Source organism: Leptolyngbya sp. FACHB-541 (genome assembly GCF_014695875.1).
In the GTDB taxonomy this organism is placed as follows: domain Bacteria; phylum Cyanobacteriota; class Cyanobacteriia; order Elainellales; family Elainellaceae; genus JAAUTN01.
This window is the reverse complement of the sequence record NZ_JACJPC010000118.1, coordinates 11,764-27,003: the sequence shown is the minus strand read 5'-3', so window position 1 is coordinate 27,003 and position 15,240 is coordinate 11,764. Positions and strand designations below refer to the sequence as shown.

Sequence of the window (15,240 nt, the reverse complement as noted above, 5' to 3'; positions counted from 1 at the left end):
GTTAATCAAATCACTAGTTCATCAGTTTTTCCGTTTCTCATAAAAGTTGTGAAATTTTCTCAGATTCAAAACGTTTACGTTAACATTCTCAGCAATGGGGAATTGAGTCTGAGGTCACTGCGAATTCAGTGATTTGAGCAGTATACCTGCTTTACCTTCCACGGGCTGCGCTTTGCAGCTTGAACTGGCTGAACTTAATCCCAGTTTTAATCAAAACCGAACTCAACCAAAAAAGTAGGAGATTGAGTCCATGTTAGATGCATTCGCTAAGGTCGTTTCTCAAGCTGATGCCAAAGGTGAATTCCTGAGCAGCTCTCAGTTTGACGCTCTGTCAAACATGGTGAAAGAGGGCAACAAGCGTTTGGATACCGTTAACCGCATCACCGGTAACGCTTCCACCATCGTTGCAAATGCTGCACGCGCTCTGTTTGAGGAGCAGCCTCAGCTCATCCAGCCCGGCGGAAATGCCTACACCAACCGTCGCATGGCAGCTTGCTTGCGCGACATGGAAATCATCTTGCGCTATGTCACCTACGCTGCTCTGGCTGGAGACGCTAGTGTTCTAGATGATCGCTGCCTCAACGGTTTGCGTGAAACTTATCAAGCACTGGGTGTACCCGGTGGTTCCGTTGCTGCTGGTGTCAGCAAGATGAAGGAAGCTGCTATCGCTATCGTGAACGACCCCAACGGTATCACCAAGGGTGATTGCAGCGCTCTCGTATCTGAGTTAGCAAGCTACTTCGATCGCGCTGCTTCTGCTGTTGGTTAATTCCACCAGTGCTCTCCTTTAAGGAAACGGCTACGGCTTGAGCTTGAGTCTGGCACAACGGGCAACAAGCTAACGCTATAGCTGAATCTAAATAGCCATTTCATCGAAAACTTTGAAGGAACATATCTTAGGGAGATATCTCAACTATGAAGACCCCCATTACCGAAGCGATCGCTGCTGCTGATACTCAGGGACGTTTCCTGAGCAACACTGAGCTGAACCAAGTATACGGTCGCTATGAGCGCGCCGCTGCTTCTATGGAAGCTGCTCGTGCATTGACCAACAATGCTCAGAAGCTAGTTGATGGTGCTGCTAACGCGGTTTACCAGAAATTCCCCTACACCACCCAACAGCAAGGTGCTAACTTCGCCGCTGACTCTCGCGGTAAGTCTAAGTGCGCTCGTGACATCGGTTACTACGTTCGCATCATCAGCTACGCACTCGTTGCTGGTGGTACCGGACCTATCGATGAGTTCCTGTTGGCTGGATTGGATGAGATGCACCGTACCTTTGACCTATCCAACAGCTGGTACGTTGAAGCGCTGAAGTGGATCAAGGCAAACCACGGTGTTACCGGTCAGCCCGCTGTCGAAGCAAATGGTTATATCGACTACGTGATTAACGCCCTGAGCTAGTCTCCAGGTCTATTGCCCGGAAGAATAAGCGAGTGTTGGCAAGTTGGCTGGCAGTTGTTAATTTTTCCGGGCATTGTTTTTCTCATTTTGATGATAAAAATCTTCAAACACGTTGTTCAAATTGTTGCTTCGGGAGAATAGGCATGAGCGGTTTAGTTGCGTCTAATTTGTCAGCCGCAGGAAGACTTGGTCTTTCTGCATTTGATGCTTCCAGGGTAGAACTGCGCCCCGATCGGACAGAGGATGATGTGCGCTCGGTGATCAATGCAGCGTATCGTCAGGTCCTCGGCAATGACTATATTATGGCGTCAGAACGCCTGACCAACGCAGAGTCTCAGCTTCGTCAAGGCAATATCACCGTTCGGGAATTTGTCCGGGCGATCGCCAAATCAGATTTATACAAAAACAAGTTTCTTTTCCGTAATTCCAATACTCGCTTCATTGAGCTGAATTACAAGCATTTGTTGGGTCGTGCGCCTTACACCGAAGATGAGGTGAATTTCCATCTCAATCTTTACAACACCAAAGGCTATGACGCTGAAATCGATTCCTATATTGACAGTGTTGAATATGAGAACAGCTTTGGTAACAATGTTGTTCCCTACTACACTGGTTTTTCAGTTGATGCAGGCGTGAGAACCACTGGTTTTACCCGCATGTTCCGCCTCTACCGGGGATATGCAAATAGCGATCGCTCTCAAGTAAGCGGCAGAAGCCCTCATGTCTTCCGCGAACTCGCTCAAAATCGTGCCTCTACCATCGTCAAGCCTACCGCCAGCGATCACAGCGGTGGGTACCATGGCGCTGGCTCGGCTGACACTCCTTCTAAGGCATTGGGTGGTTCCTTTGGAGAGAGCGGCAGAGTTTATCGGCTAGAAGTTGCCGGAATTGTTCAACCCGGTTATCCCAGAGTGCGTCGCAGCAATGTTGCTTACCTGGTGCCGGTCGAGCAAATGCTGCCCAGAATGCAGCAAATTCACCGCATGGGCGGCAGAATCGTTAGCGTTTCACCTGCTTAAACCGTGCTACCCATCCTGACGGTGATGTGAGGGTGGGTTCTGCTTATCTCATCCCAAGCAATTCAGATGGACTTCGCTCAACAGCGTGTTCCCCGTAGTCATTTGGAGGTATTTCACACGATGTCTAGTAATGCTAGTTTTAGCGCCATTTCTAAGGACGCAACTCCAACCGCGTGTCTGGGTGGTTCCTGGGATGAAAGTGGTCGTATTTATCGGCTTGAAGTGACTAACATTCTTCAGCCTGGATATCCCAGCGTGCGTTATAGCACGACAGCTTTTTTAGTGCCCTTTGAGCAAATGCTACCGAGAATGCAGCAGATTCATCGTATGGGCGGCAAGATCGTCAGCGTTACGCCTGCCTAGTTTGCTGCAATTCGTCTGCATACTTCCCAATAGCACTCAGTTCTTAGTAGAGATACGGTAACGAATAATCTGCGAAGCTGAGTGTTATTGGTATGTGTGGTGAATGGCATTACATAAAGCTTTCTAGTTCTGGATGGGAGACCGATTTGTCGTCTCTCGAACACTTAACATCAGGAGTTTTACTGGTTATGTTTGGTCAAGCAATCCAGGGAAGTAACAGTTTTACAGATAGCGCAGCCCGCATGTTTTTGTTTGAAGTTAAGGGTTTGCGTCAAACTTATCAATCTGACAAGTTGAGCTATCCGATTCGTCGCAGTGGCAACGCGGTTGTTGCAGTCCCTTACACCCGCATGAACGAAGAGATGCAGCGAATTAATCGGTTGGGCGGCACGATTGTCAGCATTAAGCCGTTGAATGGTGCTGAAACCAGTAATGGAGCAAAGCAGCAAGCTACTGCTGCCCATGCTGATGCAAAAGTTGCTCACACCGAAAATTCATCGGAGGGTTAAACCCCCTCGGATTAGGGAGTGATCCCGCCTCTGTCTCTGCCCCTTCGTTTAGATCAATGTCAGAGTTAACTCAATCACATTTTGAATCTGAATTAGAACCGCCCAACGGTGAACCATTAACGGTAGAAACGGCACTTGCCAACCTGACTCACGAAGATGTGAGTCTGCGATATTATGCTGCCTGGTGGTTAGGTAAGTTTGGGGCGGGAAGTCCGGGCGTAGTGGAGGCGCTGATCACGGCTCTTCATGATGAGGACGATCGCACTGAGCTAGGAGGCTATCCTCTGCGGCGCAATGCGGCTCGTGCCTTGGGCAAGTTGGGCGATCGCCGCGCAGTTCCAGAACTTCTTCAGGCTTTAGAGTGTTCTGATTACTATGTTCAAGCGGCAGCGGCTCAATCGTTAGGAATGCTGGGTGACCCAGCCTGCATTCCGGCGATGATGAATCTGCTATCAGGGGGAGTAGAATCGGCTCAATTAATGCCGGGACGACCTCATTTAGCTAAACCTGTTGAAGCTGCCATGGAAGCTCTAGAAGCTCTACGAGCGACTGAGGCAGCTGCTTTGATTGAGCCGTTTTTGCAACACCCCGTTCCACGGGTGCAATATGCTGCGGCACGGTCATTGTACGTGCTGACGCAACACCCCGCTTACGGAGAAAGGTTGGTGCGATCGCTATCCGAAGCAGATCTAAAGCTGCGTCGTAAGCTATTGCTCGACTTAGGTGCAAGTGGTTATTTACCGGGTGCTGAGGCGATCGCCCATGCCAGCGTTGAGAATAGCTTCAAAATGATTGCTTTGAAAAGCCTGCTAGAGAGCAATCTTAAGCAAACAAACCCGGTTGCCTTGTCTCCTGCGGCTACCCAGGTGATGACGCTGATGGATGCGTTGCTATAGATGAGTAAACTGGCGTTTTGACTGGCTGTCTTAATTTCCTGCTTTGACTCTTTTTGTGAAGTTACGGGTGATCTGATGATTGTGACCAAGGCTGTTGATGCTTCTGAACTAATTCGAGCCGTCGAGCAAGCCGATTCTCCCAGTCGGTTGGTGGCAGCTGTGAACACATTGGCAACTTCAGGTCTAGAAGCAGGCATTCCAACCCTAATTGCCGTGTTGGGATACAACAACCCCGAAGCCGCCAGCGTTGCCGTTGAGGGGCTAATTCGGCTGGGCGATGTTGCGGTTCTGCCGCTGATTGAGCAGTTGGATGAGTACAACTATGGGGCACGAGCCTATTCTTTTCGGGCGTTGGCGGCGATCGCTGATCCCCGCGCTCTGGAGGTGTTGCTCAGTACGGCGGAAACCGATTTTGCCCCCAGCGTTCGTCGGGCAGCAGCTAAGGGACTGGGAAACCTGCGGTGGGAGAAGCTGCCAGAGGGCGATCGGGCGATCGCTCAAGACAAAACATTGCAGGCGTTGCTGACGATCTCTCACGACCCGGACTGGGCAATTCGTTATGCCGCGATTGTGGGTTTACAGGCGTTGGCGATCGCCAGTAGAAACCCATCTCAGTCGCCCCAGGCTCAGCTCAGCTCAGCAATTCTAGAGCGATTAACCGCAATGGCAGAGGCCGATCCAGATTTAGCCGTTCAGGCGCGAGTTTGGATGGCTCAACAACAGTTAGAACATCTGACTGCACCCTGACGGCTGTCCGTGTTGCTCTACGGGCGGACTCATTTTTTGTGTATGAATTTTAGTTAAAGGTACCTAACCTTATGCCTCTTCCCCTCCTCGAAATTACCCCCAAAACTCAAAACCAGCGCGTTAACGGCTACAACATTCCCGATGAAGACAATTCACCCATTTATCAGTTAACGGGCACTACCCCGGATACAGGCGTAGATGCAATCATTTGGGCATCATATCGACAAATTTTTAGCGAACATTTGATCCTCGAACAATATCGTCAACCCGCATTGGAGTCGCAATTCAGAAATCGGGTGATTTCAGTGCGAGAGTTTGTTCGCGCTCTGGGTAAAACCGATGTCTATCGGGAATTAGTTGCTGACACCAACAGCAACTATCGCCTAGTCGATATCACCTTTAAGCGGTTTCTAGGTCGGGCAAGCTACGGTAAAGACGAGCAAATCGCCTGGTCGATTGTGATTGCAACTCGTGGACTGCATGGGTTTATCGACGCGGTAGTAGAGAGTGACGAGTACCTGCAAAACTTTGGAGAATATACTGTCCCTTATCAGCGTCGTCGCATGGAAGGTCGTCCCTTCAACCTGGTGACTCCTCGCTACGAGGATTACTGGCGCGGCCGTCTGCTGGATATGGAACTCGCAAGCCGTTCCTACTTCCAGGCACGGAGCTATGGAGCTGGTGCGTTGGATAAGAAAATTATCCGTCAGGCTATCCCAGTTGGCTTCCTCAACATGGCCCAAAGCCTTTTGCCACCCCAACTCGACAGCCAGCGGCACGTTGCTAGAGCATCATCGGTCAAGGTTCCCGATTCGACTCGTGAAGCTGCTCCTTCACAAGTCAGCGTGAAGCGAACCAGTGTTGCTCTGCCTTACCGCTACATTCCTACCTCTCCAAAGGTCTAGTCAGAGGTTAATTTTTCCTGCGCTGTATGCACGAAAAATTAACCTCTGAAACTTGTTTCCCGCACAGTTTTCCAGAGGATCTTTCCATGCCAATTCCCTTGCTTGAGTACAAACCCTCCTCACAAAATCAGCGTGTGGCTGGTTTTGAGGTACCCAACGAAGATACCCCACGGACTTATCGGCTAGACAACGCAACCTCGGATGGCGAATTTCAAGACTTAATTTGGGCAGGCTATCGTCAAGTATTTAGCGAACACGAGACACTGCAAAGCTATCGTCAAAAAACGCTAGAAACGCAGCTCAAAAATCGCTCGATCTCCGTGCGAGACTTTATTCGTGGTCTGGCAAAATCTGAGGTGTATCGCCGCCTAGTGTTTGAAACCAATTCAAACTATCGTGTTGTAGAACTCACCCTGAAGCGTTTGCTCGGTCGGGCACCTTACAACAATGATGAAAAACTTGCCTGGTCAATCAAGATTGCTACGGCTGGGTTTGACGGTTTTGTGGATGCTCTCGTTGACAGCGAGGAATACACTACCTCCTTTGGTGAGAACATCATTCCCTATCAGCGTCGGCGCTACAAAGATCGTCCCTTTAACTTAGTGACTCCTCGCTACAGCGACTACTGGCGAGATAAGCAAGAAGAGGAACGCTACAAGTGGGGAGATGTTAAGAACTTCCTGGAATTGGCACGTTCAATCCAAGTTAAACCCGTTAATTTTGTCCAGGTAAAAACTGACAACATTAGCATCCCTGATACGACTCGCAAAGATACTTCTCCCGTACCCGCTTCGATCAACTCTGCTGCAAGTTTCCCCTTCCGCTAGAGTGCTGTGAGTATTTCGTGTTCCAGCATGAGCCAGATCCTCTAGGTTTTAAAGGTTGATTTTTCGGGCTTTTCACATCCGAAAAATCAACTCTTTCAATCGGCTTTAAAACACGTCCTAGATCAGGTTTGGCGATATCAGAATCCTGTTATAGGAGATTGAAAATGTCTTTACCACTACTTCAATACAAACCGACAACTCAAAACCAGCGAGTTTCTAACTTTGGTGTTGTCGATCGCAACGAAGAAACTTCCTGCATTTATCAGCTTGGAGAATCTCAATCTCCAAGCGACGTTGAAGCGCTGATTTGGGCTGCCTATCGGCAAGTCTTTAATGAACAGGAAACACTGTCATTTAATCGGCAAACTGTTTTAGAAACGCGGCTGAAAAATCACTCGATTACGGTTCGAGATTTCATTCGCGGGTTAGCAAAATCAGAGCGTTTCTACCGGCTCGTAGTAGAACCCAATAATAATTACCGTTTGGTAGAACTTGCTCTAAAGCGACTGTTGGGACGTGCGCCCTACAGCAAAGAAGAGGAAATCACGCTGTCTATTCAGATTGCGACCCAGGGGTGGAATCAATTTGTAGACATGTTGCTAGATGGTGAAGAGTATACCAAAGCCTTTGGCGACAACATTGTGCCTTATCAGCGCAAGCGGATGACAGAGCGTCCTTTTAGCTTTACGCCGCGTTATGGTGCTTACTATCGCGATCAATTGCCTCCAGCCAAACCTTACACACCTCCAACTCAATTCAATCTCGACTTTGACCGTCCGTTCAACCTTCAGACATTTCTCAAGTCCACCAATTGGGGTCGGGTTTCTGGTTTGTTGATCGTTCTGACGTTGGGATGTGTATTTTTGCTGGCGCTGAGTGCCTTCTCGAACTCGGCAAGTTAGGAATTTTCTCGATTGACCTGCTTGAAGCTGAGCAAAATGTTGAGAACTGCACTATTTGATTGAAATTTGCTTACAAAAAATGCAGTTCATCACATAACAGGTCAGCAAAACACGGGATAATAAGCCCAAAGAAGTGTTGGTCTGAATCAAGCCTTAGCCCAGACTTTCCAGCATTAGGTGCTGCTTCGCAGTTGATATTTCAGACAACTTTTACACCGCACAATACAGAAGGGAGACATTAGCATGGCATTGCCGTTGCTCGACTATAAACCATCGAGTCAGAACCAAAGGGTTCGCAGCTTTGGCATATCCGATCAAAATGAAGATACCCCTTACGTGTACCGAATTGAGGACGTAAGTTCTCCAACAGAGCTACAAGCCCTCATTCGGGAAGCGTATCGGCAAGTGTATAATGAGCAGCTCCTGCTTAGATTCAACCGCCAGATCACACTAGAAACCCGCTTGGCAAATGGCTCTATTACCGTTCGTGATTTCATTCGTGAGTTGGTAAAGTCAGAGCGGTTCTACACGTTGGTAGTTGGCGTTAACGATAACTACCGCTTAGTAGAAATTTGCGTCAAGCGGCTGTTGGGTCGCGCTCCTTACAATCAGGAGGAGAAGATTGCCTGGTCGATCAAGATTGGAACTTTGGGTTTCCACGGGTTTGTCGATGCGCTCCTCGATAGCGATGAGTACATCCAGGCGTTTGGTGATTCGATTGTTCCTTATCAGCGCAAGCGGATGGAGAAGCGTCCGTTCACCTTCGTGCCTCGCTATGGTGAAGACTATCGCGAAGTTGCAGGAACTGCTAAAACCGACTGGCGGATTACCCTGGAGAAATTCTACACGCTCAAATTCCAAGAGCGCAGCCTTCCCGAAGGAGATCCTCGCAAGTTCCGTGCTGTGGCAGCAGCGATCGCACCCAAAGTCAACTATGCCCAGCGCACCTCTGCGTTTGACATCGATTATCTCAACAAAGTCCCAGTTCGGGGTCGCCGTTAGGTCTTCAGCAGCCTAGCTGCACTTTGAAGTAGGGGCAAAGTGTTTGTGTCGAAGATGGGTGGTGACAGCCATTCATCCTCATCACAAATGTTTTGCCCCTACTGTGTGATTGTTCCTATTAAGGTTGATGACGTAGTCGTTGCAGAAAAATTCCGGTGACGATGCCATAGGCTAACCAACCCGACCCGTAGGATAGTGCAGTTACGAATGCTCCTGACAATACTCCTGGCTGTATGACATACGCGACAGCCGAACCGCTTGCGCCTTGCAACGCACCACCCAAAGCGCTAACAGGAATCCACCAATACGCTTTGCGAACAAATCGCCACAAAATTGGTAACTGGGCTGCTCCCAAAATTGCCAGCACAACAGACTCACCAACCAAATTCATCCAAAAAACTTGCCACGCGCCTAGCCTAGTTAAGAATTGAATGATTGGATCAAGGACTACATCCAAACTCACCATCAGCATCAGTCCAAAAAACCACCCTAACGTACTAGCCGCTATCCACCAGAAGAACTTGGGAATGTAGTGGCGCAAGATCAACCATTGAGCTATGCCAATAAACAAACCCGTAAAAAACACAGTTGCTAGAAACTGAAACCCCGATGCTTCCAATGCCCCAACGATCGCTCCAGCAATTGCAGTTGCCACTGTCCACCAGAGCCAAAGGCGAGGAACTGCCAACTGTAGTGTTTTACCCTGCTGTTCATACTGCCCCATAATGCTTACCTCAGAGTTGCAACTTCAACTCCACGACTGTATTGTTTAGCCCAATCCAGTTTGAAGGCAGCTGTTCTTAACAGAAGTCTGAATAGAATGCTTCGGCCTTTCAAACTGGTCGGTCTATCAGCATTTAGGGATCAGAACGAAGCAAGTGGTGAGCAAAAGACCCGGTTTATGATTAGGCACATCGTTTATTTCGGTGTGCAGGAGTTATGCGTCATCCACCAACAGAGAACACTGCCATCACCAAAATCGACAGCAGTAAGCCGGGGGTCAGCAGCATAATCAATGTCAACAGTTCACCTTGTTCCATAATTAACTCCTCTTTCAGTGTGCAGTTTGAGCAGTGGCTGTTTGAGTTTCCCTCAATTTTGGCTTACCCAAGCGAGCGCCACACTGTCTCAACTACCCTGATCATGCCTGATGATTTTGCGAATGTCGGTGGCTAATGCTTAAACAAATCAGGAAACTTGGGCGCAGCGGTGAGATCAAGGGTGAGATCAAAACTGAGCGCACAATTAGGGGCAGGGCAGGCAAAATTAAAACATCTAAGAATCAGCAGGACTGCTAGCCAGGTTGCGATCGCCTCCTGCTAAACCCAACCTACCCACAGACCTCCTATGGAGATCCCGCATAAAATCGGACATATCATTGCCAATCGGTATGAGGTGACAGATACCTTAGGGCGAGGGGGAATTGCCACGACTTACGCTGCCAAAGACCTGACCGCCAATCAACCCGTGGCTCTAAAGGAACTGTCGCTGCGGCGCATGGGCGAATTTAAAGTCCTGGAACTGTTTGAGCGGGAAGCCCGAACGCTAAAGCAGCTTCATCATCCTGCGATTCCCAGCTACCTGGATTATTTCTGCATAGACACGGCTGAAGACCGAGCCTTTTACATCGTGCAGCAGTTAGCAGAGGGCAAGTCGTTGGCAGAACTGGTAAGAGGTTGGCGTACCAATGAAATTGGGGTTCGTCAGATTGCGGCTAAAGTTTTGAATATTCTGATTTATCTGCAAGCTCAAAAGCCATCAATCGTTCATCGCGATATCAAGCCGCAAAACTTGATTTTAAGAGAAGATGGACAGATCTTTCTGGTAGATTTTGGGGCTGTTCAGGATACTTACCGCACTACGGTGGCACGGGGGAGTACTGTAGTGGGAACCTATGGTTACATGGCTCCAGAACAGTTTCGCGGGGAGGCTGTTCCTGCGACAGATCTGTATGGTTTGGGCACAACTTTACTATTTTTGCTAACGCACCGTTGCCCTTCGGAATTGCCTCAAGAAAGGCTGCGGTATAGTTTTCGCGATCGCATTCAGGTCTCTGATCAGTTTGCCGACTGGCTTCAGCAAATGGTAGAGCCAGACGAAGAAGACCGCTTTTCCTCTGCCAAGGAGGCATTGGCTGCGCTGCAAGGTAAAAGAATTAGAAGTAGAGCGCGATCGCCCATTCCTTTAAAAACCGCAGTTGGGCTAGGAGTGGCGATCGTTGTTGCACTGAATACTCCCAAATACTTAAAAGCTCCCTGGATCAGCCTGACAGCCAGGTATCATCCTTCTCCGGAGGAAGCAGCATCTATTGGAGACGTAGATATGCTTAGTAGTATTTTGTTCTGGAGAGGATTATTCATGGACAGAGAAAGTAAAGTTTGGTGGACTAGTTATATATTCCGGTACGCCAAGTCAGCAGAAGTTGTTGAATTACTGATAGCACGAGGAGCAGAGCCAAATCTCAGAGATGATCAGAATAAAACACCTCTGCACAATGCAATAGAACTGCCGATATATTATCCCTACGACCCACCCTCTAGAGAGATGGTTGAAGCGTTAGTTGCTGGTGGTGCAAACATTAATGCTGGGGACAACTATGGATACACTCCGCTTCACATTCTGGTTAAATCAGTATCCACGTACAAAGAAAAGATTACAAAAAACGAATTTGAAGAAATGATTGCCCAAACTTGGGTTGCAAATGGAGCAGACATTAATGCTCAGGATCGATACGGGAGAACACCCCTGCATTGGGCCGTAAGTCCTTGGGCAATGGCTTCAAATAATGGAGATCCTTCCATATTGGCAGAATGGATGGCGGCAGCCCTGATCGCAAATGGTGCAGATGTTAATGCTAGAGATCGTCATGGCAGAACACCACTTCACGCAACTGTGGAATACTTCCCTGGAGCCGATAATAAAAGAGTGATTAATACACTGATTACACACGGTGCCCAAATCAACGCCGAGGATAACGACGGCAGAACTCCGCTCCACCTTGTAGTGGCAGGAGGGAATATCAAAGAAAACTCGGATGGATTTTCCTCTGGGGACAGCAGCCCCTTTTCTTCTGTCAACGGCCTTAATGCAGGCAAAGGGGAAGATGAAATAGAAATTGAGTCAAGTACTTGCTCAAAAATGCCGCCTTGGTCTGTAGAACATCACGATATATGGTGGACTTCTAGAGTACAGCTAGCTAGCTTGCTGCTGAGTCATGGAGCAACAAATACTAAAGATGATTTAGACCTTACGCCACTGCAACTTGCAGCCTCAATCTGTGATTCTCGTACTACGCTCTCACGTCCACAGACAGAATTAGTTGAGCTGCTGGACTATGGTGCTAAAGACGGGTCGGGAAATTAAACTTGCGGGCTTACATTCTGCCTCAAAAAAGGTTCATTTACTTTCCAACTTCAAACTAGTCCCCAAACTCCGATGACAACACTACATCAGTCAGGGAACCTCGTCGCTGGACGCTACCAGATTTTGAGTAAGTTAGGGCAAGGTGGCATTGGCATTACCTATGCCGCAGAGGATTTAAAGACAGGTCAGCAAGTTGCTCTCAAAGCTATGTCTCTGCGCCAAACCAATGACTTTAAGGCGTTAGAACTGTTTGAGCGAGAAGCTCGAATTTTGCAACAGCTTAATCACCCTGCGATTCCTCAATATGTAGATTATTTTGAGGTAGACTTGCCGCGCGATCGCCTCTTCTACATCGCTCAACAACTTGCAGAAGGGCAATCCTTAGAAACATTGCTTGAAAGAGGTTGGCAACCTAACGAAACAGAGGTTCACAATATTGCAATTCAGATTCTAGAAGTTCTGGTTTACCTGCAACAGTTAACGCCTCCAGTGCTACACCGGGATATCAAACCTCAAAATATTATTCGTCGAAGTGATGGATGGTTATTTTTAGTAGATTTTGGGGCTGTGCAAGACACCTATCACAACACTATGCTTGGCAGCAGTACTGTGGTTGGAACTTACGGCTACATGGCTCCAGAACAGTTTCGTGGACAAGCCGTTTTAGGAACTGACCTGTATGGGCTTGGAGCAACGCTGATTACTTTATTAACAGGCAAAGCACCTGCCGATTTGCCCTATCGAAAACTGCGAATTCATTTTCGCCCTCACGTTACAGTTTCTAAACAATTTGCAGATTGGCTAGAGCGAATGGTGGAGCCTACAGCAGAAGACCGCTTTCCCTCAGCAGCAGAGGCATCGTCTGCTTTGCGCGGAGAGAAAGCTTTTGCCTGTGCCAACCAAAAGCCTGCTCGACCTAGTGATAGTTCTATTAAGTTGGCAATCAGCAAAGAACAGCTAGTAGCGGAGATTCCACCAATCGGGCTAGGAAGCGGTCACAGTCGGTTTTTTGCGCTTCTTTTATTGATCGGGTATCTGAGTCTGTGGCTGATTGGTTGGACTATTAACGCCCGGATTTTTTACGATCTGCTTTTTCACGATGCTTTTAATAGCGCTTCTTATTTAGAGGAATTGTCAAACTTTCTTATATATCAAATACCGTATGGCTCCGTTTTCTTCATCCTTTGGGGAGTAACCAGTGTCTCATTATTAGTTCTCTTCCTACGTGGTGCAGTGTGTCGAACTCGGTTGGAGATTAAATGCCAAAACTTTAGGCTTCAGCAGTGGTTGTGGGGATGGCGCTATAGCGACGCACGAGGACAACTTACTCAGATCAAGCAGGCAAGATTAAAAAGTTTAGGTTTGTCGATCAGGAGAACACCCATAACAGCTTGCACAGTTATCGCTCGAAATAGGAGCCAGCCACAGTTTGGTTCACTGCTACCGGAAGCGGAAAAAGTATGGCTTGTGGCAGAAATCGAAGATTTTTTAGAGAAGCAGCGGGCGATCGCTGCTTCAAAATCTGCTTAGTAAAAGCTAGCAGAAGTTAATCTTGCTCCGTTGGAATTTGCTTATCCTAGGTATTAGAGTCAGCCTCTAAAACGCTTAAAAGTTGAGCTAGATTAGCATTCGCGTAACCTACTCCTGTCAGAATTTGATCCTTCAACGGTTGAAGCATCATTCGTAGTTGATGTTTAAGTTCCTCGCCCTCAAACATAGGTTGGAGGCTATTCCTCAATCGTTTAAGCATGTGAGTTGATGTATTATCCCCATCTTCACAAGATTGAGGTGGAATTAGAGAATAGTGTTTCAAAAGCTTCAAGTGTTTAATGTCCTGTGTTTCGATCGCCGTATAGAGTTCATCGATTGCTTGTTCAACAAACTCATCAGTGACACATTTCATCACCAAAAGTGACAAGGTAAACAAGGATTCATCAGTTGCGGATTCCTGCTCATCAGTTTGAGTTGCATGTTCCAACATGCATCTGCGTTCTAGTGAAGCTAATGCTTCTAAAAGCACCGATTGGGTTGGTGGGGAAAGCATGTTGGCTTGCAGTCTCGATAACGCAATGGGATGCCGCTCAATTGCAAGCCAGTACACAAGCTCTTTTTCTAAATTGGAAAGGCGATCGCACTGTTGTTTTAGCAACATGCGGAGGCGATCGCCCACCACTAACGTATTTTGACTCAAAAACTGAATGATGCTTCCTCTAAAAACTTCTTGAATGAGAGTTGTAATCACTTTTAGCGCTAGAGGACTGCCCCCATAGAGCAAAATTAGCTCCGTCAAACCTTCTTCAGCGCCAGAAACCCCTTTGGCTTTAAATAGTTCTTTAGCGTCCTCAGTTTGCAAGCCCTTTAGTTGAAACGATCGAACTGGCAAAGTTTTCCCTTCAAAGGCAGCGATTTCTTCTGGCTTTTCTCGACTGGTGAGGATAATACAGCTCTGGTGGCGATCGCTCTCAATGCGGCGCAGCAATTCTCCGTATCCTTCATAACCTTCCCGATACTGTCCGATATACGGACGAAATCGTCCACTACTGCTGCGAAAGATACCCTCCATCTCATCCAAAATCACCAGACAACGGTTTTGACGTAAGAGCAGCGTCAATTGAGAAAAGCTATGTTGCAGATCTTCTAGATCAGCGGTTTGTTTCCCCTGAGAAAGAAACTGAATGAGCTGATTCAGTAAAGACGAAACGGAGGGTGAAGAACGGAGCGATCGCCAAATTACACATTCAAATTGGTTTTGAATTCGATCTGCCAGTGTTACAGTAAGAGCCGTTTTGCCGATGCCACCCATGCCTAGAACGGTGATTAATTTGCAGCGATCGCGTTCGATCCAGTGCTCTAATTCCCCTAATTCCTGAGTGCGTCCATAAAAGCCAGCAATGTCGGGTGCTTCTCCCCAATCTTGCAGCAAAATCTGTGGCGATCGCTCAAAATCAGTGGATTCAGCAGAATCAGAAACAATTCGCCAGTCCTTGATTCCAACAACTTCACAGATTGCGATAAAGGTTTCGCTTTGCACCGCTGCCCCTTGCCAAAATCGCCGCAGTGTTGCTTGGGAGGTGTGAGCAGACTGCCACCAAAGGGGGGTGCGAGTTTTAGTCCACCCCTTCCTCAGTCTTGCTTGATTGACTATCGCAAGTCCGCGTTCTGATGCTTTGAGACTTGTCATGGGCAGCGGTCGCCAGCGGTTTCCCTTAATTTTGCCTCAGTTTCAAAAAATTAGTAGGAGCTAAACCCCGCAGTCCTAATTTCTAAAGCGCGCATTGTTCGGTGAGCATTCCCTGAAAAATA

At 47.9% G+C, this 15,240-nt stretch carries 15 protein-coding genes; 13 read left to right on the top strand and 2 right to left on the bottom strand.

The window, feature by feature from the left end:
- Positions 1-250 precede the first annotated feature (250 nt).
- The 11 genes from H6G00_RS25955 to H6G00_RS25905 all read left to right on the top strand — a co-directional run bounded on the left by H6G00_RS25955 (position 251) and on the right by H6G00_RS25905 (position 8,574).
- Positions 251-769 carry a phycocyanin subunit beta gene (locus H6G00_RS25955; protein ID WP_190643941.1) on the top strand — a complete coding sequence of 173 codons (519 nt, stop codon included), beginning with the start codon at positions 251-253 and terminating at the stop codon, positions 767-769.
- 146 nt (positions 770-915) lie between these two features.
- Positions 916-1,404 (top strand): phycocyanin subunit alpha, encoded by a 489-nt coding sequence (cpcA, locus tag H6G00_RS25950; RefSeq protein ID WP_190689100.1) that lies wholly within the window; start codon positions 916-918, stop codon positions 1,402-1,404.
- Between the two features lie 143 nt (positions 1,405-1,547).
- Complete coding sequence (locus H6G00_RS25945) at positions 1,548-2,423, top strand: phycobilisome linker polypeptide (RefSeq protein WP_190643939.1); 876 nt, start codon at positions 1,548-1,550, stop codon at positions 2,421-2,423.
- Between the two features lie 66 nt (positions 2,424-2,489).
- Positions 2,490-2,786, top strand: coding sequence for a phycobilisome linker polypeptide (locus tag H6G00_RS25940; RefSeq protein ID WP_190798935.1), 297 nt, complete (start codon positions 2,490-2,492; stop codon positions 2,784-2,786).
- 188 nt (positions 2,787-2,974) lie between these two features.
- The gene (locus tag H6G00_RS25935; RefSeq protein WP_190798934.1) at positions 2,975-3,295 is read left to right on the top strand and encodes a phycobilisome linker polypeptide; all 321 of its coding nucleotides are present in this window, start codon (positions 2,975-2,977) and stop codon (positions 3,293-3,295) included.
- Between the two features lie 56 nt (positions 3,296-3,351).
- Complete coding sequence (locus H6G00_RS25930; RefSeq protein WP_190798933.1) at positions 3,352-4,191, top strand: HEAT repeat domain-containing protein; 840 nt, start codon at positions 3,352-3,354, stop codon at positions 4,189-4,191.
- A 75-nt stretch (positions 4,192-4,266) separates the two neighbouring features.
- On the top strand, positions 4,267-4,938 hold the full coding sequence (locus tag H6G00_RS25925) for a HEAT repeat domain-containing protein (RefSeq protein WP_190798932.1): 672 nt from the start codon (positions 4,267-4,269) through the stop codon (positions 4,936-4,938).
- A 71-nt stretch (positions 4,939-5,009) separates the two neighbouring features.
- Positions 5,010-5,843, top strand: coding sequence for a phycobilisome rod-core linker polypeptide (locus H6G00_RS25920; protein WP_190798931.1), 834 nt, complete (start codon positions 5,010-5,012; stop codon positions 5,841-5,843).
- An 86-nt stretch (positions 5,844-5,929) separates the two neighbouring features.
- Positions 5,930-6,670, top strand: a complete 741-nt coding sequence (locus tag H6G00_RS25915; RefSeq protein WP_190798930.1) for a phycobilisome rod-core linker polypeptide — start codon at positions 5,930-5,932, stop codon at positions 6,668-6,670.
- Between the two features lie 164 nt (positions 6,671-6,834).
- Positions 6,835-7,572: a phycobilisome rod-core linker polypeptide gene (locus tag H6G00_RS25910; RefSeq protein ID WP_190798929.1), complete on the top strand. Its 738-nt coding sequence runs from the start codon at positions 6,835-6,837 to the stop codon at positions 7,570-7,572.
- Positions 7,573-7,815: 243 nt separating this feature from the next.
- Entirely contained in the window at positions 7,816-8,574 is a 759-nt protein-coding gene (locus H6G00_RS25905) for a phycobilisome rod-core linker polypeptide (RefSeq protein WP_190798928.1), read from the top strand.
- 118 nt (positions 8,575-8,692) lie between these two features.
- Here H6G00_RS25905 and H6G00_RS25900 read toward each other — a convergent pair whose 3' ends face one another.
- Entirely contained in the window at positions 8,693-9,298 is a 606-nt protein-coding gene (locus tag H6G00_RS25900; protein WP_190798927.1) for a hypothetical protein, read from the bottom strand.
- A 623-nt stretch (positions 9,299-9,921) separates the two neighbouring features.
- Here H6G00_RS25900 and H6G00_RS25895 point away from each other — a divergent pair.
- On the top strand, positions 9,922-11,937 hold the full coding sequence (locus tag H6G00_RS25895) for an ankyrin repeat domain-containing protein (RefSeq protein WP_190798926.1): 2,016 nt from the start codon (positions 9,922-9,924) through the stop codon (positions 11,935-11,937).
- 72 nt (positions 11,938-12,009) lie between these two features.
- Positions 12,010-13,467 carry a serine/threonine-protein kinase gene (locus H6G00_RS25890; RefSeq protein ID WP_190798925.1) on the top strand — a complete coding sequence of 486 codons (1,458 nt, stop codon included), beginning with the start codon at positions 12,010-12,012 and terminating at the stop codon, positions 13,465-13,467.
- 46 nt (positions 13,468-13,513) lie between these two features.
- Here the strand turns inward: H6G00_RS25890 and H6G00_RS25885 are convergent, their stop codons facing one another.
- Positions 13,514-15,118 carry an NB-ARC domain-containing protein gene (locus H6G00_RS25885; RefSeq protein ID WP_190798924.1) on the bottom strand — a complete coding sequence of 535 codons (1,605 nt, stop codon included), beginning with the start codon at positions 15,116-15,118 and terminating at the stop codon, positions 13,514-13,516.
- Positions 15,119-15,240: the final 122 nt, after the last annotated feature.